Consider the following 18,259-nt stretch of genomic DNA (forward strand, 5'->3'; position numbering starts at 1 on the left):
CGTCACCGGGGCGCGAGCTCGGCCAGCACCGAGCCGTCCAGGTCGAAGCCGCCCACATGCGCCAGGTAGGACCCCTGTGCCAGCGGGTCACCGAGGTAGACGCCGCCCGCCTGGCGCACCAGCAGCGCCCCCGCGGCCACGTCCCAGGGGTGGGCGCGGGTGCCGTAGGCGGCGTCCGACCAGCCGGCGGCGACGTGCGCGAGCTTGAGCGCGGCGCTGCCCGGCTTGCGCACGGCCGAGAAGGACTCCAGGAACCGGCCGTAGCGGCGCAGCGCCTCCTCTCCGTCCGCCTCCAGGTCCGCGGGCGTCGGATAGCTCGACAGGAGCATCGCCTCCCGGTCTCTCGTGGCTCCGGCGCTCCTCAACGGCGTGCCGTTGCACCAGGCCCCCTCGGTGGAGGCGCCGAACTCGTCCTCGCGTACGGGGTCGTACACCACGCCGGCGACCAGCTCGCCGCGTGCGGCCACCGCGATCGACACGCAGAAGAACGGCAGCCCGGCGGCGAAGTTGGCGGTGCCGTCGATGGGGTCGATGTACCAGACGAGGTCGCCGGAGCCGGTCGTGCCACCCTCCTCGCCGACGATCACGCTCTCGGGCACGCGGGCCGCGATGACCGCGCGGATCGTCTCCTCGGCGGCGCGGTCGTGCTCCGTCACCGGGTCGTGGAAGTCGCGTTTGGTGGACACCTCGGGCCGGGATCTGAAGGCCTTGCGCAGCCGGGGCCCGACGGCTCTGGCCGCCTCGGTGGCGATGTCCAGCAGGTACGTCACGTCCATCTTCACTCCCGAAGCAGGGGAAAGGGCATCATGACCCTCTATGCCCACTTCGCCCGGCCCGGTTGTTTGTCAGGACATTCTGACCTGCGTTAAGCTGATCAGCATGACCGCGAATCTCGCCATCGACCTGGACCGATCCAGTCCCGTGCCGCTCTACTTCCAGGTGGCCGAGCAGATCGCCGAGGCCATCCGGCGAGGGGACCTGGCGCCCGGCTCCCGGCTGGACAACGAGATCCTGCTGGCCGACAAGCTGGGCCTGTCGCGGCCCACGATCCGCCAGGCCATCCAGTATCTCGTGGACAAGGGCCTGCTGGTGCGCAAGCGCGGCGTCGGCACCCAGGTCGTCCACGGGCAGGTCAAGCGCTCGGTGGAGCTGACGAGCCTCTACGACGACCTGCGCAGGGCGGGCCAGGAGCCGGCCACGCAGGTGCTGGCGCTGGAGCCGCGCCCGGTCGAGGAGGAGGTCGCCCAGATCCTGGGCGTGGAGGCGGGCGCGGAGATCCTCTATCTCGAGCGCCTGAGGTTCGCGGCCGGAGAGCCCCTGGCGGTGCTGCACAACTGGCTGCCGCTCGGCCTGGCCAAGCTCACCGCCGCCGACCTGGAGAGCCGCGGCCTGTACGAGCTGCTGCGCGCCGCGGGCGTGCGGATGCGGGTCGCCAACCAGCGGATCGGCGCACGGGCCGCCACCCAGGCCGAGGCCAGGCTGCTGGACGAGCGCCGCGGCGCGCCGCTGCTGACCATGATCCGCACCACGTACGACGACCAGGGCCGGGCCGTCGAGCACGGCTCACACGTCTACCGGGCCTCGCACTACTCCCTCGAGGTCACTCTCATCGAGCGCTGAGGCGGCCCGCCGCTTCAGGTAGAGCGTGGTGCAGATCCCGAACACCACGGCCACCACGAGCCCCACCCACGAAAAGCCCTTCAGCCACTTCTCGGCGACGAGCCCGAGATAGAAGATCACCGTGGTGGTGCCGCCCGCCCACACGATCCCGCCGAGCACGTTGGCGACGGCGAACTTCCAGTACGGCATGCGCAGCGCCCCCGCCAGCGGCCCGGCCAGGATGCGCAGCAGCGCGATGAACCGCCCGACGAAGACCGCCCACACCCCGAACCGCTGGAAATACCCTTCGGCCTTGGCGATGTGCCGGGGCCCGAAGTGCTTCGGGAAGCGCCGCCCGAGCCGCTCGAACAGGGGCGCGCCGCCCCTGCGCCCGATCGCGTAGCCCGCGGAGTCCCCCAGGATGGCCCCGGCGCTCGCGCACGCACCGACCCAGAAGGGGTGCACCACGCCCTTGGACGCCAGGATCGAGGCGCTGACCAGGACGATCTCGCCGGGCAGCGGGATGCCGAGGCTCTCGAACCCGATCACCAGCGCGACCATGGCGTAAAGCCAGCCGGCCGGGATCGCCTGCAACCATTCGTCGATATGCACGCGCGCAACCCTAGCGCCGTCACATCACCACAAGACCCGCGATCGAGACCTTCCTTCCGCACCGGACGGTCAGCGTTCGCTGTCCAGCATGGACATCTGCGCCTCGGCGTACCGCGAGCCGGCGGCGGCGCCCTCGGGGACGGCCGCCTCGACGGCCGCCAGGTCCTCGGCGGTCAGGCTCACGTCCAGCGCGCCCAGGGCCTCGGCCAGCCGCTCGCGCCGCCGCGCCCCGACGAGCGGGACGATCTCCTGGCCCTGGGCCAGCACCCAGGCGATGGCCAGCTGCGCGACCGTGGCCCCCTTGGCCTCGGCGAGGTTCCGCAGCGCCTCCACCAGCGTGAGGTTGTGCGCCAGGTTGTCGCCGGAGAAGCGCGGGCTGGCGGCGCGGAAGTCGCCGGCGACCACCTCGCGGTCCTTGGACCAGTGGCCGCTGAGCAGCCCCCTGGACAGCACCCCGTACGCGGTCACGCCGACGCCCAGCTCGCGGCAGGCCGGCAGGATGTCCCGCTCGATGCCCCTGGACAGCAGCGAGTATTCGAGCTGCACGTCGGCGATCGGGTGGACGGCGTGGGCCCGCCGGATGGTCTCGGCCCCGGCCTCCGACAGCCCGACGTGCCGCACGCGCCCCTTGGCGACCTCCTCGGCGATGGCGCCGACGGTCTCCTCGATCGGCACGGCCGGGTCGACCCGCGCGATCCGGTAGACGTCCACGTGGTCGGTGCCGAGGCGGCGCAGGGTGTAGGCGAGCGAGCTCTTGACGGCCGCGGGCCGGCCGTCATAGCCGAGCCAGTTGCCGTCGTAGTCGCGCTGCGCCCCGAACTTCACGCTGATCCGCACGTCGTCGCGCGAGCGGCCGTCGAGCGCCTGGCGGATGAGCAGCTCGTTGTGGCCCATGCCGTAGAAGTCGCCGGTGTCGAGCAGCGTGATGCCGGCGTCGAGGGCGGCGTGGATGGTGGCGATGGACTCGGACGTGTCGGCCGGCCCGTAGAAGTCGGACATCCCCATGCAGCCCAGCCCGAGGTCGGACACGACAGGTCCGCCGGTTCCCAGAGTTCTCATACGGCCAGTATGCCCATTGGACTGACAGATTTCAATTTTTGTCAGTCCGTCGTCCGATCCGCTCGGCGTCGGCTCGGGAGGCCACGCGGACGAAGTCGAGGTGCGCGTTGGCGGGATCGGCGGCGGCCCGCCGGTAGCGCTCCCGGTAGACGGCGTGCTTCGTCCAGGCCCACCGGATGATCGACTCGTCCTTGTCGAGGAGGAAGCGGAGGGATTCCCTGTTGCCGTTCCACAGCTCGGCGCCGGTGGCCATCCGGCGCAGCGTCCTGACCAGGAGCTGGCGCATGACCGCCGGCCTGGGCAGGTCGATCCAGACCACGGTGTCGGCCCGCGACCACACCAGGTCGCGTACGGCGGAGTAGTTGCCGTCGACCACCCACCCGTCCGCCGCCGTGAACGCGTCGACCTCGGCCCGGAACTCCTCCGGCGGGCGCGGCGTCCACCCCGCCATGTGGAAGACGGAGTCGAGCTCCAGCCACGGCACCCCCAGCCGCCCGGCCAGCGCGGCCGCCAGCGTCGACTTCCCCGACCCGGAGTTCCCCACCACGGACACGCGTCTCACCCGGCACAATCTACTGCCGGGCGGGCCGGCCGAAGGAGCCGCGCTCCACGTACAGCACGTTCACGTGGGAGTGGCCGCAGCGGTTCGACGGGCGCGTCACATGCTGAGGTCCCCCGTCTCCATGTAGATCTCGTCGACCACCTCCACCTGGGCGTGGAAACCGTGCTCCCCGGTACGGGAGACGCCCAGGTCGAAGTCCCCCTCCGCCGTGTCGCCCACCACGAGCCGCCGCCGGGGCGTGTCCGCCCGGCCGAACGTCACCGGCACCGGACGCTCGAAGTCCGCGGGCGGCTCGCCGGTGACGCCGGGCTCGTGGCGCACGGTCCCCGGGACCAGGCGGACGGCGAGGACCTGGTCGAAGTCGGGGCGGGCGGTGATCTCGTGCGCGAGGTGCAGCCCGCCCGCCCGGCCGAAGCACAGGTAGCTCAGCGGCGCCTGGTCGTCGTGACGGGCCGCCGGGTCGAGCCGCCGGAAGAAGAAGACGCGCTTGATGCGCGCCGTGACGTCCTCGGCGATCGGGGTGCCGCCGCGCTCGAAGTGCCCCTGGAAGACGGTGCCCCGCACCGAGGTCCGCACCGGCCCGCCGTCGGGGTCGAGCTCCAGGATGTCGAACGGGTCCGGCACGAACGTGCGCAGGTCGTCGACCTTGCGCACCACCTCGCGCACGTCGTCGCGGAAGCCGACCTCCATGAGCACCTGGAAGCGGTGCGCCGGGACGTGGAACATCGGCAGGTGCGAGAAATAGAGCGGGTCGTCGCCGAAGAGCAGCATTCCGTGGACGTCGAACGTCTCGGGCTGGGCCCGGTCATGGCCCTGGTCGTGGTGCGCGTGCATGGTCGCCTCCGGTTTTCCGCTGGGCACCCAGTACAGCCCCGGCGGCGCGATGAACGCCTGAGTACGGGCTACTCAATCGCCCCCGTGTAATCGGCGATCAAGTGGCGTGCAATCCGTCCCGCGTACAACTCGGGAGACGCCTGCGGCGGGCGAGGAGAGGGCGGGGAGAGCGATGGGCACGGGACTGTGGATGTCGATGGTGATCACAGGGGTGGCGCTCCTGGTCCTGGCGTGCGTCGGGCTGCCGTTCCTGATCGCCTCCTGGACCGGCCGGCAGCTCCTGTCCACCGGCATCGCCGCGCAGGCGGTGATCGAGTCGATGGCCGACACCGGCGTGACGATCAACGGGCAGCCGCTCGTCAGCTTCGTCCTGGGCGTGCGGACGCAGGACGGGCAGGTGCACCGGGTCACGCACCGGCAGTCGCTGCCGCGCCTGCCCATGGGCATGGTCGTGCCCGGCGCGGTGGTGCCGGTCAAGGTGGACCCGCAGCGGCGTGACCGGGTGCGCATCGACTGGGCGTCCTGGCGCCCCGCCCCGTACGGCGCATAGGAGCCGAGCGCCAGACCGACCCGTCCGGTAGTTTCCGGACGGGTTACGTTCTTTTTTCCATCCGGTCCTAACCCTTGGCAACTTACCTCCCAGACACCTAAGGTTCAGTGCAATGCCACACATTACTGGGAAGGTTCATGACGTCCAAGCAGGTCAGGCCCCTGGCCGGCGCCGTAAGCACCATCGCAGGAGCAGTGCGGCCGCTGTCCGGAGCACGTATCACCGGCGGACTGCTGCATGACTGGCAGCGCCGCAACCGCAGGGCCACAATCCCCCACACCGTCGAGCAGCTCCGCGCGGCGGGCAACGTCGCCAACCTGAGCCGCCTCCTGGAGGACGACCCCGCCCCCTACCGGGGCCGGTACCCGTTCCTCGACACCGACCTGTACAAGACCCTCGAAGGTCTGGCGTACGAGCTCGGCGACGGAGACACCTCGGCCGGGGAGTTCTTCGACGAGGTGGTCGGCCTGCTGGAGCGGGTCCAGGCCGGCGACGGCTACCTCAACTCCTTCTTCCAAGACCCCTCTTCGGAAAAGAAGCCGTGGGAGGACCTGGCCTGGGGGCACGAGCTGTACAACCTGGGCCACCTCATCCAGGCGGCCGTCGCCGCGAACCGGCGGATGGGCGACGACCGGCTGCTGCGCGTGGCCACGCGCTTCGCCGACCTGGCGGTGGAGCGATTCAATGAGACGGGCGTCTGCGGCCACCCCGAGGTGGAGATGGCGCTGGTCGAGCTGTACAGGGAGACGGGCGAGCGCCGCTACCTGACGCTTGCGGCGGCGTTCGTCGACCGCCGCGGCACCGGGCAGATGGAGCACCGCATCTTCCCCGGCGAGTACTTCCAGGACCACGTGCCCTTCCGCGAGCTCCCGTCGGTGACCGGCCACGCGGTGCGCATGGCCTACCTGGCGGCGGGCGCGGCCGACGTCTTCCTGGAGACCGGCGACCGGTCGCTGTTCGAGGCGCTGGAGCGGCTCTGGGACGACATGGTGGCGACCAAGCTGTACGTCACCGGCGGCCTGGGCAGCCGCCACTCCGACGAGGCGATCGGCGACCGCTACGAGCTGCCGTCCGAGCGCGCCTACAGCGAGACCTGCGCGGCCATCGGCGTCATGCAGTGGGCGTGGCGGATGTTCCTGGCCGGCGGCGACGCGAAGTACCTCGACGTGTTCGAGCGCGTGCTCTACAACGCCTACGCCGTGGGCCTGTCGGCCGACGGCACGGCGTTCTTCTACGACAACCCGCTGCAGCGCCGCCCCGACCACGCGCAGCGCAGCGGCGCGGAGGCGGGCGGCGAGGCGCTGCGCCGCGCCTGGTTCACCTGCCCGTGCTGCCCGCCCAACATCGTGCGGTGGATGGCCCAGCTCGCCGACTACGTGGCGGCCGAGCGGGACGGCGCCGTGCTGATCACCGCCTACACGCAGGCCACGATCCGGACGGCCGAGCTGGAGCTGGCGATGGAGACGGCCTACCCGTGGGACGGCGACGTGCGCATCACCGTCGAGCGGGCCCCGGCCGGGCCGTACGGGCTGGTGCTGCGCGTCCCCGGCTGGGCCCGGAACGTGACCGTCACCGTCAACGGCGAGCCCTGCGACGCGCCGGAGTCCGGCGGCTGGGTCACCCTGCACCGCACGTGGTCGCCGGGCGACGAGGTGCGCCTCACCCTGCCCATGCCGGTCCGGGCGCACGGCTCGCACCCCTACCTGGACGCCACCCGGGGCGCGGTCAGCCTGGCCCGGGGGCCGCTCGTGTACTGCGTCGAGCAGCACGACAGCCCGCAGGCCCCCGTCGACGACCTGCTCGTCGACGCCCACGACGTTGTTAACGCGCACACCGAGCGCCGCGACGCGGCCGTCGTGCTGCGCGTGGAGGCGGACACGGCTCCCCCGCCCACCGCCGAGCTCTACCCCGAGCTCCCTCTGCACGAGGCGCTCCCGGAGACGAGGGTCGCGGCGACCTTCGTCCCCTACTTCCTGTGGGGCAACCGCGGCCCCCAAGCCATGCGGGTCTGGGTCAGGACCCCCTGGACCAACGGAAAGAAGGCATCATGATGAGGAGATCGGCGGCGCTCGCGAGCGTCACCATGACCACCGTGCTGGCGCTCAGCGCCTGTGGCGGGGGCGGCGGCGCGGCGGCCCCCGGCGCGGGCACGGGCACGGGCGCCTCGGGCGGGCCGGGCGCGCCGGCCGCGACGGGCGGCACCGTGCACATCCTGAACAAGGCGGACTTCTCCCATCTGGACCCGACGCGGGGCTTCGACGGTGGAGTGAACAACTTCTACCGGCTCATCTACCGGGGGCTGACGATGTTCGGCGCGGGTCCGGGCGCCGAGGGCACGAAGATCGTGCCCGACCTGGCCACCGACACCGGCACACCGTCGGACGGCGGCAAGACGTGGACGTTCAAGCTCAAGGACAACCTGTTCTTCGAGGACGGCTCGCCGATCAACAGCGAGTCCGTGAAGTTCGGCTTCTCGCGCACGTTCGACCCGGAGGCCGGGATCGGCTCCCCGTACGGGAAGCTGCTGCTGGACGCGCCCAAGGACTACAAGGGCCCGTACCTGGACGGCGACCTGAAGACGATTGAGACGCCCGACGACAAGACGGTCGTCTTCCACCTCAAGAAGCCCTACGCCGACTTCCCGAGCGCGCTCGCGCTGGCCAACTTCACCCCCTTCCCCAAGGGCACGGGGGCGGGCGCGGCCTTCGACACCAAGCCGATCTCGAGCGGGCCGTACAAGGTGGCGAGCTACCAGCGCGGCGTGTCGCTGAAGCTGGAGCGCAACCCGCAGTGGAAGCGTGAGACCGACACCGTCCGGGCGGCCAAGCCGGACGCGTTCGAATGGACGTTCGGCCTCGACGCGGCCACCATCGACGAGCGCATGCTGGCCGAGCAAGGCACCGACACCGACGCCATCGGCCCGTCGATCCAGGCGGCGACCGTGGCGCGGGTGCAGGCGCCCCAGATCAAGCAGCGCACGCTGGCCGGGCTCAACGGCTGCACCACGTACATGGGCCTGAACACCACCAAGAAGCCCCTGAACGACGTGCGCGTGCGCCAGGCGATCAACCTGGCGATCAACAAGGACACCGTGGTCGCGGGCATGGGCGGCGGCGCCCTGGCCGCCAAGGGCACCTCGATCCAGCCGCCCACGGTCGCGGGCCGGGTCGACTACGACCCGTACCCGTACAACCCCGAGGAGGCCAAGAAGCTGCTGGCCGAGGCCGGCCAGGCGAACGGGTTCACGCTGACGCTCGACACCCGGCCGGACCCGAAGATGGCCGCGGTGGCGGTGGCGATCCAGGACGCGCTCAAGCAGGTGAAGATCGACGTCAAGATCAACAACATCGACACCTCGACGTACTACGAGGTCATCGGCACGCCGGCGCAGCAGCACGACGCCGCCGTCACCGGCTGGTGCCCCGACTGGGCCTCCGGCGCGACGTTCCTGCCCCCGCTGTTCGACGGCCGCAACATCACCGACAAGGGCAACGCCAACCTCGCGCAGATCAACGACAAGGGCATCAACCAGCGGATCGACGAGATCGCCGCGATGACGGACGTGCAGGCGGCCAACGCGGCCTACGGCGAGCTGGACAAGCAGATCATGAAGGAGGCGCCGATCGTCCCGCTGGCCTACGAGAAGCTCATCCTCCTGGTCGGCTCGAACATCGCGGGCGCCTACCAGTCCAACTCCTTCTCCGGCGGCATCGACCTGATCTCCGTCGGCCTGGCGAAGCCGACGAAGTAAATGGCCGTCGTCGCTTACTCCCCGAGCACGTCGAGGGCACGGGTCACGAGCGCGCTGCTGCGCGACAGGGGCGCGGTGCTGAGCACCGCGTTCCTGTCGCTGATCGTGCTGATGGCGATCGGAGCGCCGCTGATCAGCGCGATCACCGGCCACGGCCCGAACGACTTCGACACCGCCGCCGTCAACACCGACCTGGGCGGGGTGCCGCGCGGGTCGCTCGGCGGCATCAGCGCCGACCACCTGCTCGGCGTCGAGCCGCAGAACGGCCGCGACATCCTGGCCCGCATCGCCTACGGCGCGCGCGTCTCGCTGCTGATCGCGGCCTCCGCCACGGCGCTGACGACCCTGCTGGGCGTGGTGCTGGGCATGCTGGCCGGGTTCTACCAGGGCTGGGTGGACCAGGTGATCTGCCGGGTCATGGACTTCCTCATGGCCTTCCCCGCGCTCATCTTCATGATCGCGATCCTGTCGTCGCTGCCGCAGGGGAACCGGCCGGTGCTGCTGGTCCTGGTGATCAGCGTGTTCGGCTGGCCGTACCTGGCGCGGGTGGTGCGCGGGCAGACGATGACGCTGGTGAACAGGGAGTTCGTGGAGGCCGCCCGCGCGTCGGGCGCCTCCACGGGCGCGCTGGTGTTCAAGGAGATCCTGCCGAACCTGCGCAGCTCGCTGATCGTGATGACCACCCTGGCCGTGCCCGGCTACGTCGGCACCGAGGCGGGGCTGTCGTTCCTGGGTGTCGGCGTCACGCCGCCGACGCCGTCGTGGGGGCAGATGATCTCGAGCTCGGTCGCCTGGTACTCCGTCGATCCCATGTACTTCGCGATCCCCGGCGTGTTCCTGTTCCTCACCGTGCTGTCGCTGACGGTGCTCGGGGACCGGCTGCGGGCCGCTTTCGACGCCGGGGAGGCCTCATGATGGCGCGTTACATCGCCGGGCGGCTCGCCGGGGTGGTGCTGATCCTCTTCCTGGTGTGCCTGTTCACGTTCATCATCTTCTTCACGCTCCAGCCCGACCCGGCGGTGATGATCTGCGGCAAGACGTGCACGCAGGAGCGCATCGACCAGATCCACGCCGTGCTGGGGCTGGACGAGCCGCTGCTGAAGCAGTTCTTCGGCTTCCTCGTCGGGATCTTCGCCGGGCGCGACTACGGCCAGGGCGCGAACCTGGTGCACTGCGGCGCCCCGTGCCTGGGCTACAGCTTCCAGACCGGCCAGTCCGTGTGGGACATGGTGGTCGAGCGGCTGCCGGTCAGCGCCACCGTCGCGATCGGGGCCGCGGTGCTGTGGCTGCTCATCGGGATCGCGGCGGGGCTGCTCAGCGCGGTCAAGGAGGGCACCTGGTGGGACCGCACGGCGATGGGGCTGGCGCTGGGCGGCTCCAGCGTCCCCAACTACGTGCTGGCGCTGGCGCTGCAGTACGTGCTGGTGGTGCAGCTGCAGGTGCTGCCGTTCCCGCGGGCCGTGGCGTTCGCCGACGATCCGGTGGTGTGGTTCCAGTCGTACCTGATGCCGTGGATCGTGCTGGCCACCGGCTACGCCTGCCTCTACAGCCGGCTCACCCGGGCGAACGTGATCGACACCCTCGCCGAGAACTTCATGCGCACGGCCCGGTCCAAGGGCCTGAGCCCGGCCCTGACCATGCGCAGGCACGCCCTGCGCCCGGCGCTGACGCCCATCGCCACGATCTTCGGCATGGACTTCGCCGCGCTGCTGGGCGGCGCGCTGATCACCGAGACGGTGTTCGGGCTGAACGGGGTCGGCAAGATGGCCGCCGACTCCATCACCAAGAACGACCAGCCGGTGATCATGGCCGTGACGCTGCTGGCGGCGTTCTTCGTGGTGATCGGGAACGTGGTGATCGACCTCGTCTACACGAGGCTGGACCCGAGAGTGAGGATCACGGCCAAATGAGCGACCTGCTTGTCGTGGAGGACCTCACCGTCACCTTCCCCACCACGCGCGGCCCGGTGGACGTGGTCAAGGGCGTGTCCTTCACCGTCGGACGGGACGAGACCGTCGGCATCGTCGGCGAGTCCGGGTCCGGCAAGTCCATGACCAGCCTGGCGGTCATGGGGCTGCTGCCCAAGGGCGCCAGGACCAGCGGGAGCATCCGGCTGGACGGCACGGAGCTGCTCGGCCGCCCGGACCGGGACCTGCGTCGCCTGCGCGGCGACCAGATGTCGATGATCTTCCAGGATCCGCTGTCGTCCCTGAACCCGTACTACACGGTCGGCCTGCAGATCGAGGAGATGTACCGTGCCCACCGCGGCGGCTCGCGCGCGGCGGCGCGGAAGGTCGCGATCGAGGCGCTGCGGCAGGTGGACCTGCCGGAACCGGAGCGGCGGGTGGACTACTACCCGCACCAGTTCTCCGGCGGGCAGCGGCAGCGCGTCATGATCGCGATGGCCCTGGTGTGCTCGCCGGCGCTGCTGATCGCCGACGAGCCGACCACGGCCCTGGACGTGACCGTGCAGGCGCAGATCCTGAAGCTGCTGGCCGGCCTGCGGCAGGAGCGCGGCATGGGCATGGTGTTCATCACGCACGACCTGGCCGTGATCAGCTCGATCGCGACCCGCGTGCTGGTGATGCGGCAGGGCGAGCAGGTCGAGTACGGCACCGCCGAGCAGGTCTTCGCCGAGCCGCGCCACGACTACACCAAGATGCTGCTGGAGAGCATCCCGCGCATCGACGATCCAGTAGACGGCGGGGTGAAGGCATGACGCTGCTGCGGGCCAAGGACCTGACCAAGCGGTTCGTCTCGCGCGGCCCACTGGGCGCCAGGGCCGAGTTCACGGCGGTCGACCAGGTCAGCTTCGAGGTACGGCTCGGCGAGACGCTGGCCGTGGTCGGCGAGTCCGGCAGCGGCAAGTCGACGACCGCCCGCATGATCGCCAAGCTGATGGACCCGAGCGAGGGCACGCTGGAGTTCGACGGCGAGGACGTCACCCACGCCAAGGGGGCCGCGCTGGCCCGCTTCCGCGCCAACGTCCAGGTCGTCTTCCAGGACCCGTTCTCCTCGCTCAACCCCCGCCACACGGTGGAGCGGATCCTGATGGCGCCGCTGGACTACCAGGGCATCGCGCCCGACGGCGGGCGGCGGGCGCACGCCAAGGAGCTGATGGAGCGGGTCGGCCTGAACCCCGACCACTCGCTCCGCTACCCCGCGCAGTTCTCCGGCGGGCAGGCGCAGCGCATCGGCATCGCCCGCGCGCTGGCCGTCAACCCCAAGCTCGTGATCTGCGACGAGGCCGTCTCGGCGCTGGACGTGTCGGTGCAGGCCCAGGTGATCGAGCTGCTGCGGCGGCTGCAGCGCGAGAGCGGCTTCAGCTACGTGTTCATCGCCCACGACCTGGCCGTCGTCCGGCAGATCGCGCAGCGGGTCGCGGTGATGAGCAAGGGGCAGATCGTCGAACTGGGGGACGCCGAGCAGGTCTTCGGCGAGCCCCGGCATGATTACACGCGTACGCTGCTGGCGGCCATCCCGCGCATCAACCCGGAGTGGGACCGCCGCAGGAGGGAGAAGCTGTGATCACCGCGACCTACACGATCCCGGGGATGCGGGTACGCGACCACGTCGTGGAGGTGCCGCTCGACTGGTCGGACCCGGAGGCCACGATCAGGGTCTTCGCCAGGGAGCTCGTGGACCCCACCCGGGACGGCCACGACCTGCCGTGCCTGCTCTACCTGCAGGGCGGGCCGGGCGGCAAGGGGCCGCGTCCCGTCGGCACGTCGGGCTGGCTCGGCCAGGCGCTGGAGAAGTACCGGGTGATCCTGCTCGACCAGCGGGGCACCGGCCGCAGCTCGCGGATCGACGGGCGGGTGATGAGCGCGCTCGACCCGCAGGAGGGCGCCGACTACCTGGCCCGCTTCCGCGCGGACTCGATCGTGGCCGACGCCGAGCACCTGCGCAAGACCGTCTTCGGCGGGCGGCGCTGGTCGACGCTCGGGCAGAGCTACGGCGGCTTCCTGACGCTGACGTACCTGTCGCAGGCGCCCGAAGGGCTGAGCGCCTGCTACGTGGCGGGCGGGCTGCCCTCCGTGGACCCCGACGCGTCGGAGGTCTACCGGCGCACCTATCCCCGGGTCGCGGCCAAGAACGCCGAGTTCTACCGCCGCTACCCGCACCACGCCGAGACGGTGGCCCGGCTGGCCGACCGGCTGGCCTACGGCGACGTGCTGCTGCCCGACGGCGACACGCTCACCGTGCGGCGGCTGCAGTCGCTGGGGATCGACTTCGGCATGAAGCCGGGGTACGAGCGCATGCACTGGCTGCTCGACGAAGCCCTGCTGGAAGGAGGGGAACTGCCGGAGACGTTCCTGCACCAGGTGCTGGCCCGCTCCTCCTACGCCGACAACCCGCTGTTCGCCGCGCTGCAGGAGAGCATCTACGGCTCCGGTCCCGGCGCGACCGCCTGGGCGGCGCAGCGCGAGCGCGCCAACCACCCCGCCTTCGCCGAGGACGCCCGGCCGCTGCTGTTCACCGGCGAGATGATCTATCCGTGGATGTTCGCGGAGATCCGCGCGCTGCGCCCCTTCCGCGCCGCCGTCGACCTGCTCGCCGAACGGGCCGAGTGGCCGGCGCTGTACGACCTGGACCGCCTGGCGGCCAACGACGTGCCGGTGGCGGCGGCCGTCTACTTCGACGACATGTACGTCGACTCGGGGCTGCAACTGGACACCGCCTCCAGGGTGGGCAACACGCAGGCCTGGGTCACCAACGAGTACGAGCACGACGGCATCGGCGAGGAGCGCGTCTTCGCCCGCCTGACCGGACTGGTGCGCGACATAGGAGGAGGAATCACCAGTGAGTGACGGCAAACCCCCCAAGCTGACAGAGGTCCCCGCGTTCCGCGAGTTCATCGCCCAGGGCTGGGACGCCCCCGCCCGTACCCCCGACCTCGTGCCCGGGGCGGCCGAGGCGGCCGCCGCGCACCGCGAGCGCCTGGCCGCCGCGCTGCCCGGCAGGACCGTGGTGGTGAAGGCGGGCCGGGCTCCGGTACGCAGCAACGACACCGCCTACGACTTCCGCGTGGACAGCGACTTCTACTGGCTCACCGGCTGCGCCGTGGAGAGCGCCGTCGCCGTGATCGCGGACGGCGCCGCCACCCTCTACCTGCCGCCGCCCGCCCGACCCGGCGACATCGGCTTCTTCGCCGACGCGGCGTACGGGGAGCTGTGGGTGGGCCCGTCCCCGTCCCTCGCCGAGTGGTCGGCGGCGCTCGGGGTCGCGGTGCGGCCGCTGTCGGAGTTCACGGACACGTCCGAACCGGTGGAGGAGCTCCCCCGGGTGCTGGCCGAGCTGCGCATGATCAAGGACGAGTGGGAGATCGGCCAGCTGCGCGAATCCGTGGACCGCACGGTCGAGGGCTTCGCGGCCGTGCTGGCCGAGGTCCCGGCGGCGATCGAGGGAGCGGGCGAGCGGTGGCTGCAGGGCACGTTCGACCGCTACGCCAGGGCGTACGGCAACGGCCCCGGCTACGCCACCATCGTCGGCAGCGGCCCGCACGCCCCCACCCTGCACTGGGTGCGCTGCGACGGACCCGTCCTGCCGGACCAGCTGCTGCTGCTCGACATGGGCGTGGAGGTCCGCAGCCACTACACCGCCGACGTCACCCGCACCTTCCCCGCCTCCGGCGCCTTCTCCCCCGCCCAGCGGCAGGTGCACGACCTGGTGGAGAAGGCGCACCGGGCGGGCCTGGCGGCGGTCGGCCCCGGCCGGCGCTTCACCGACTTCCACCACGCGGCGATGGAGGTCATCGCGCGCGGCCTGGACGACTGGGGACTGCTGCCGGTCTCGGTGGACGAGGCCCTGTCCGACACCGGCCAGCACCACCGCCGCTACCTGATCTGCGGCATCGGCCACCACCTGGGCCTGGACGTGCACGACTGCGCCCAGTCCCGCCCGGAGGCCTACCACGGGGCCGCCATGGCGCCGGGCATGGTGCTCACCGTCGAGCCCGGCCTGTACTTCCACGCCCACGACCTCACGGTCCCGCCGGAGCTGCGCGGGGTGGGGGTGCGGATCGAGGACGACCTGCTGGTGACGCCGTCCGGCGCGGACATCCTGTCGGACGCCCTGCCCATCGACGCCTCCGGCCTGGAACGCTGGGCCAAGGAGTCCACGGTCTGACCCCCGCGGGTTCTCCCGGCACCACCCCACACGGCGCCGGAAGAACCCGCCCCACCCCGGGGACGGGCCGCCGGGTCAGGGTGAGCTGCTGTAGCGGGCCTGGCGGGCGGTGGCGGTGAGGGCCGCCGCACGGGCCGCCTCCGTCGGCGTGAACGGCAGCTCAGGACGCCGGATCAGCAGCGCCCGGTCCGGATTGACCGAGATCACCATCGTGGTGTTGAGCTCGGCCCCCTCGTCCACCGTGTCCCCCGGCCGCCGCCACTCCACCTCCGGCACCCGCAGCAGCTCCGCCATCGCCTCGGGCAGCCGGTCCGGGTCCGCGCTCACCCGCTGAGCCAGCACCAGAGCCTGGACACCGGGATCGGTGAGGTCCTTGACCTGCGCGGGCACGATCACGACGTCATGCCCGCCCGCCTCCGTCAGCGCCCCGGAAAGCGCCTCCAGCGCCAGCCCCGGCGGCGCCTCGATGACGAACTCGTCCAGCGCGTCACACCCCGCGGGCGTGATCGCGCTGCTCCCGGTCGGCGCGATGTGCAGCGCCAGGATGTTGCAGCCCAGCCGCCCGAACGCCCCCGCGACCGCGGCGAGCCGCCCCGGCCGCTCCACCACCCGCATGCGGATGCGCCACAACACCATGGCCGCCCCCGCGCCCTCCCCCACGGGCAGCGCCGGGGCCTTGCGTACGGGGCGGTGGCCCATCCGCTTGTGGACCGCCGCCCCCACGATCAACGCCGCCCCCAGCCCGACCATCACCACCGGACCCGGTTCGCGGTGGCCGAGCAGGGTCGCGAGCAGGTGCGCCAGGCCGACCGCGAGGAACAGCGCGGCCAGCTCGACGATCTCCCGCCGCCAGGAGCGCCGATTACCGTTCATGACCTTCGGTGCATCGCTCATGCACCCCAGTGTCCGCGGGACGTGTTTCGTGATCACGAACGGCGCGGTTGCGGCGGCATTAAACCGCCCTAACCGCATGGCCCGTTCATGACAGGCCCCTTACACCCGCTCGACCTCGAAGACCAGCGCCGACTCGGCCCGCAGCACGGGAGCGGGCAGCCCCAGCTCGCCCAGGACCGCGCCGCTCAGCCGCACCGGACCGGAGGTCCACTCCGGCAGCCCGGCCGCGCGGGGCTTGGGGCCCGCGACCCGCACCTCGTACGTCGCCGCCGGGTCGAGCCCGGGCAGCCGCAGCGGCGCGGGCCCGATCGCGACCCTGGAGGTGAGCTGGACGAACGCGAACACCCCGCGCTCCGGCAGCACCGCCCCGTGCAGCAGCGCCGACGGGTCCGGGTGGTCGGCCCGCACCACCCGACCGGCGTGCAGCGTCGGCCGCAGCCGCTTGTGCAGGGCGATCCACTCGGCCAGCTCCTCCAGCTCCGCCTGGCTCGCCGAGGTCAGATCCCACTCCACGCCCATGTGCCCGAACAGCGCGGTCGCGGCCCGGAAGGCCAGCGGCAGCGACCGGCCCGTGCTGTGGTCCTGCGGCGCGCCGACGTGGCTGCCCATCCGCTCCGGCGGCACGAGCAGCCCGGTCCAGCGCTGGATCGCCTGCCGGTCGAGCGCGTCGTTGCAGTCGGACGTCCACACCCGGTCGGTGCGGGCCAGGACGCCGAAGTCGACGCGGGCGCCGCCCGACGAGCACGACTCGATCTCCAGCTCGGGGTGGCGGGCCCGCAGCTCGTCCAGCAGCCGGTACGCCGCCAGCGTCTGCGCGTGCACCCCGGGCACCCCGTCGTGCACCGGCTCGGCGATGTCGCGGTTGTGGTCCCACTTGATGTAATCGAGCGCGTACTCGCTCACCAGGCTGTCCAGCCGCTCCAGCAGGTAGTCGTACGCCTCGGGCCTGGCCAGGTCGAGCACCTGCTGGTTGCGCTGCGGCGGCGGCACGCGCCCGGCCTGCCCGAGGATCCAGTCGGGATGCGCGCGCAGCAGGTCGGAGTCCGGGTTGACCATCTCCGGCTCGAACCACAGCCCGAACTGCATGCCGAGCTTGCGCACGTGCTCGGCGAGGGGGTTCAGGCCGTCCGGCCAGACGCCCTCGTCGACGTACCAGTCGCCGAGCCCGGCCCGGTCGTGGCGGCGGTGGCGGAACCAGCCGTCGTCGAGCACGAACCGCTCGATCCCCGCCGCCGCGGCCTTGTCCGCCAGCTCCAGCAGCCGGTCGAGGCCGTGGTCGAAGTAGGTGGCCTCCCAGTTGTTCAGGGTGACCGGGCGGACCCCCAGCGGGCGGGCGGCGCGCAGGTGGTCGTGCAGCCGCGTGCTCGCCGCGTCCAGCCCGCCGCCCGACCAGGTGAAGTACACCAGCGGCGTGCGGTAGCTCTCCCCCTCGGCCAGCACGATCTCGCCGGGCTCCAGCAGCTCGCCCGCCGCCACCAGCGCCGGGCCCTCGGCCAGCCGCTCGGCGTAGTGGATGTGGTTGCCGCTCCAGCCCGCGTGCACCCCCCACACCTCGCCGCCCCGGAACCCGAACCCCGCGGTCCCGGCCACCAGCAGCCCCGTGCCGTCGTGCCCGGTCCGGCCGCGCCGATTCTCCCGCGACCACACGCCGTACCCGAACGCCGTGCGCTGCGGCACCTTCTCCAGCGCCCACCGCCCGGTGAAGTCCAGCAGCTCGCCGGCGCGCGCCGGCACCGGCAGCGCGCAGACCAGCCCCTCCAGCCGGTACGGGGCGGCGGCGGTGTTCGTCAGCGTGTGCCGCATCGTCACCAGGCCGCCGGCGTCCATGCCCAGCTCGCTGACCAGCTCCAGGCCCGCGCGGGCGTCGGAGGCCGCGACGGTGACCGTGCCGCCCCGACCGGGCGTCGCGTCCGCGTCGAGCCGGTCCAGCGTCCAGCGCACCGGCCAGTGTTCGCCATCCCGGCCGCCCGACAGGCCCGGCCTGCCGTACCAGCTGTCTCCCTGGGCGGGCAGCAGCGGCGGCGCGGCGGTGAGGGAGGCCAGCGCGGGCGCCAGGTCGGCGCCGGTCGCGGACCCGAGGTCGGCGCCGAAGTGGCGCACGCGCGGCAGGCCGGGGCCCGAGGCGTCCAGCACCAGGGCGGCCCCCGCGGCGGAGAGGATGAGGGGTGACAAGTCAGGCTCCTCGTTCAGCTCGGCGTTACGACGCGAACCTACATGAACAGCACACTTGCCTCGATCATGGGGCGGCCCCTCCGGGGCGGGAGCCGGA

General features: G+C 71.8%; 17 protein-coding genes. 10 read left to right on the top strand and 7 right to left on the bottom strand.

All coding sequences use genetic code 11. The features are described 5' to 3' along the window. Positions 1–2: 2 nt before the first annotated feature. Entirely contained in the window at positions 3–776 is a 774-nt protein-coding gene (locus tag ACWDRB_RS28135; protein ID WP_350731948.1) for an inositol monophosphatase family protein, read from the bottom strand. Positions 777–879: 103 nt separating this feature from the next. Here ACWDRB_RS28135 and ACWDRB_RS28140 point away from each other — a divergent pair, with 103 nt between their 5' ends. After that, positions 880–1,620, top strand: coding sequence for a GntR family transcriptional regulator (locus ACWDRB_RS28140; protein ID WP_449898503.1), 741 nt, complete (start codon positions 880–882; stop codon positions 1,618–1,620). Here the strand turns inward: ACWDRB_RS28140 and ACWDRB_RS28145 are convergent. The 4 genes from ACWDRB_RS28145 to ACWDRB_RS28160 form a co-directional block, all read right to left on the bottom strand. Further along, positions 1,564–2,211 (bottom strand): DedA family protein, encoded by a 648-nt coding sequence (locus ACWDRB_RS28145; protein WP_350731945.1) that lies wholly within the window; start codon positions 2,209–2,211, stop codon positions 1,564–1,566. The genes ACWDRB_RS28140 and ACWDRB_RS28145 overlap by 57 nt on opposite strands. Positions 2,212–2,280: 69 nt before the next feature. Then, entirely contained in the window at positions 2,281–3,270 is a 990-nt protein-coding gene (locus ACWDRB_RS28150; RefSeq protein ID WP_355200902.1) for an aldo/keto reductase, read from the bottom strand. 31 nt (positions 3,271–3,301) lie between these two features. Next, positions 3,302–3,832 (bottom strand): hypothetical protein, encoded by a 531-nt coding sequence (locus tag ACWDRB_RS28155; RefSeq protein WP_449898506.1) that lies wholly within the window; start codon positions 3,830–3,832, stop codon positions 3,302–3,304. A 96-nt stretch (positions 3,833–3,928) separates the two neighbouring features. Beyond that, positions 3,929–4,666 carry a hypothetical protein gene (locus ACWDRB_RS28160; RefSeq protein WP_449898508.1) on the bottom strand — a complete coding sequence of 246 codons (738 nt, stop codon included), beginning with the start codon at positions 4,664–4,666 and terminating at the stop codon, positions 3,929–3,931. 172 nt (positions 4,667–4,838) lie between these two features. Here ACWDRB_RS28160 and ACWDRB_RS28165 point away from each other — a divergent pair, with 172 nt between their 5' ends. The 9 genes from ACWDRB_RS28165 to ACWDRB_RS28205 all read left to right on the top strand — a co-directional run bounded on the left by ACWDRB_RS28165 (position 4,839) and on the right by ACWDRB_RS28205 (position 15,096). Beyond that, the gene (locus ACWDRB_RS28165) at positions 4,839–5,216 is read left to right on the top strand and encodes a hypothetical protein (protein ID WP_449898510.1); all 378 of its coding nucleotides are present in this window, start codon (positions 4,839–4,841) and stop codon (positions 5,214–5,216) included. Between the two features lie 137 nt (positions 5,217–5,353). Continuing rightward, positions 5,354–7,267 (top strand): glycoside hydrolase family 127 protein, encoded by a 1,914-nt coding sequence (locus ACWDRB_RS28170; RefSeq protein ID WP_449898512.1) that lies wholly within the window; start codon positions 5,354–5,356, stop codon positions 7,265–7,267. Continuing rightward, positions 7,264–8,967 (top strand): ABC transporter substrate-binding protein, encoded by a 1,704-nt coding sequence (locus ACWDRB_RS28175; RefSeq protein WP_449898514.1) that lies wholly within the window; start codon positions 7,264–7,266, stop codon positions 8,965–8,967. The genes ACWDRB_RS28170 and ACWDRB_RS28175 overlap by 4 nt, the downstream gene beginning before the upstream one ends. Then, complete coding sequence (locus ACWDRB_RS28180) at positions 8,968–9,882, top strand: ABC transporter permease (protein ID WP_449898517.1); 915 nt, start codon at positions 8,968–8,970, stop codon at positions 9,880–9,882. Beyond that, on the top strand, positions 9,879–10,877 hold the full coding sequence (locus tag ACWDRB_RS28185) for an ABC transporter permease (protein ID WP_449898518.1): 999 nt from the start codon (positions 9,879–9,881) through the stop codon (positions 10,875–10,877). The genes ACWDRB_RS28180 and ACWDRB_RS28185 overlap by 4 nt, the downstream gene beginning before the upstream one ends. Then, complete coding sequence (locus ACWDRB_RS28190) at positions 10,874–11,686, top strand: ABC transporter ATP-binding protein (RefSeq protein ID WP_449898521.1); 813 nt, start codon at positions 10,874–10,876, stop codon at positions 11,684–11,686. Before ACWDRB_RS28185 ends, ACWDRB_RS28190 begins: the two co-directional genes overlap by 4 nt. Then, the gene (locus ACWDRB_RS28195) at positions 11,683–12,495 is read left to right on the top strand and encodes an ATP-binding cassette domain-containing protein (RefSeq protein ID WP_449898524.1); all 813 of its coding nucleotides are present in this window, start codon (positions 11,683–11,685) and stop codon (positions 12,493–12,495) included. The genes ACWDRB_RS28190 and ACWDRB_RS28195 overlap by 4 nt, the downstream gene beginning before the upstream one ends. Further along, a complete protein-coding gene (locus ACWDRB_RS28200; RefSeq protein WP_350731927.1) occupies positions 12,492–13,778 on the top strand; it encodes an alpha/beta fold hydrolase in 1,287 nt (428 codons plus the stop codon). The genes ACWDRB_RS28195 and ACWDRB_RS28200 overlap by 4 nt, the downstream gene beginning before the upstream one ends. Beyond that, complete coding sequence (locus ACWDRB_RS28205) at positions 13,771–15,096, top strand: aminopeptidase P family protein (RefSeq protein WP_449898528.1); 1,326 nt, start codon at positions 13,771–13,773, stop codon at positions 15,094–15,096. Before ACWDRB_RS28200 ends, ACWDRB_RS28205 begins: the two co-directional genes overlap by 8 nt. A 75-nt stretch (positions 15,097–15,171) precedes the next feature. Here the strand turns inward: ACWDRB_RS28205 and ACWDRB_RS28210 are convergent, their stop codons facing one another. Further along, positions 15,172–15,990, bottom strand: coding sequence for an ACT domain-containing protein (locus tag ACWDRB_RS28210; protein WP_449898530.1), 819 nt, complete (start codon positions 15,988–15,990; stop codon positions 15,172–15,174). 99 nt (positions 15,991–16,089) lie between these two features. After that, positions 16,090–18,162, bottom strand: coding sequence for an alpha-galactosidase (locus tag ACWDRB_RS28215; RefSeq protein ID WP_449898533.1), 2,073 nt, complete (start codon positions 18,160–18,162; stop codon positions 16,090–16,092). Positions 18,163–18,259 lie beyond the last annotated feature (97 nt).

The organism is Nonomuraea sp. NPDC003707, assembly GCF_053587055.1.

What these genes read in the sequence shown, in the direction of transcription:
- ACWDRB_RS28135 (WP_350731948.1), bottom strand. Translation starts at nt 776, where the DNA reads ATGGACGTGACGTACCTGCTGGACATCGCCACCGAGGCGGCCAGAGCC.
- ACWDRB_RS28140 (WP_449898503.1), top strand. Translation starts at nt 880, where the DNA reads ATGACCGCGAATCTCGCCATCGACCTGGACCGATCCAGTCCCGTGCCG.
- ACWDRB_RS28150 (WP_355200902.1), bottom strand. Translation starts at nt 3,270, where the DNA reads ATGAGAACTCTGGGAACCGGCGGACCTGTCGTGTCCGACCTCGGGCTG.
- ACWDRB_RS28160 (WP_449898508.1), bottom strand. Translation starts at nt 4,666, where the DNA reads ATGCACGCGCACCACGACCAGGGCCATGACCGGGCCCAGCCCGAGACG.
- ACWDRB_RS28165 (WP_449898510.1), top strand. Translation starts at nt 4,839, where the DNA reads ATGGGCACGGGACTGTGGATGTCGATGGTGATCACAGGGGTGGCGCTC.
- ACWDRB_RS28170 (WP_449898512.1), top strand. Translation starts at nt 5,354, where the DNA reads ATGACGTCCAAGCAGGTCAGGCCCCTGGCCGGCGCCGTAAGCACCATC.
- ACWDRB_RS28175 (WP_449898514.1), top strand. Translation starts at nt 7,264, where the DNA reads ATGATGAGGAGATCGGCGGCGCTCGCGAGCGTCACCATGACCACCGTG.
- ACWDRB_RS28180 (WP_449898517.1), top strand. Translation starts at nt 8,968, where the DNA reads ATGGCCGTCGTCGCTTACTCCCCGAGCACGTCGAGGGCACGGGTCACG.
- ACWDRB_RS28185 (WP_449898518.1), top strand. Translation starts at nt 9,879, where the DNA reads ATGATGGCGCGTTACATCGCCGGGCGGCTCGCCGGGGTGGTGCTGATC.
- ACWDRB_RS28190 (WP_449898521.1), top strand. Translation starts at nt 10,874, where the DNA reads ATGAGCGACCTGCTTGTCGTGGAGGACCTCACCGTCACCTTCCCCACC.
- ACWDRB_RS28195 (WP_449898524.1), top strand. Translation starts at nt 11,683, where the DNA reads ATGACGCTGCTGCGGGCCAAGGACCTGACCAAGCGGTTCGTCTCGCGC.
- ACWDRB_RS28210 (WP_449898530.1), bottom strand. Translation starts at nt 15,990, where the DNA reads ATGAGCGATGCACCGAAGGTCATGAACGGTAATCGGCGCTCCTGGCGG.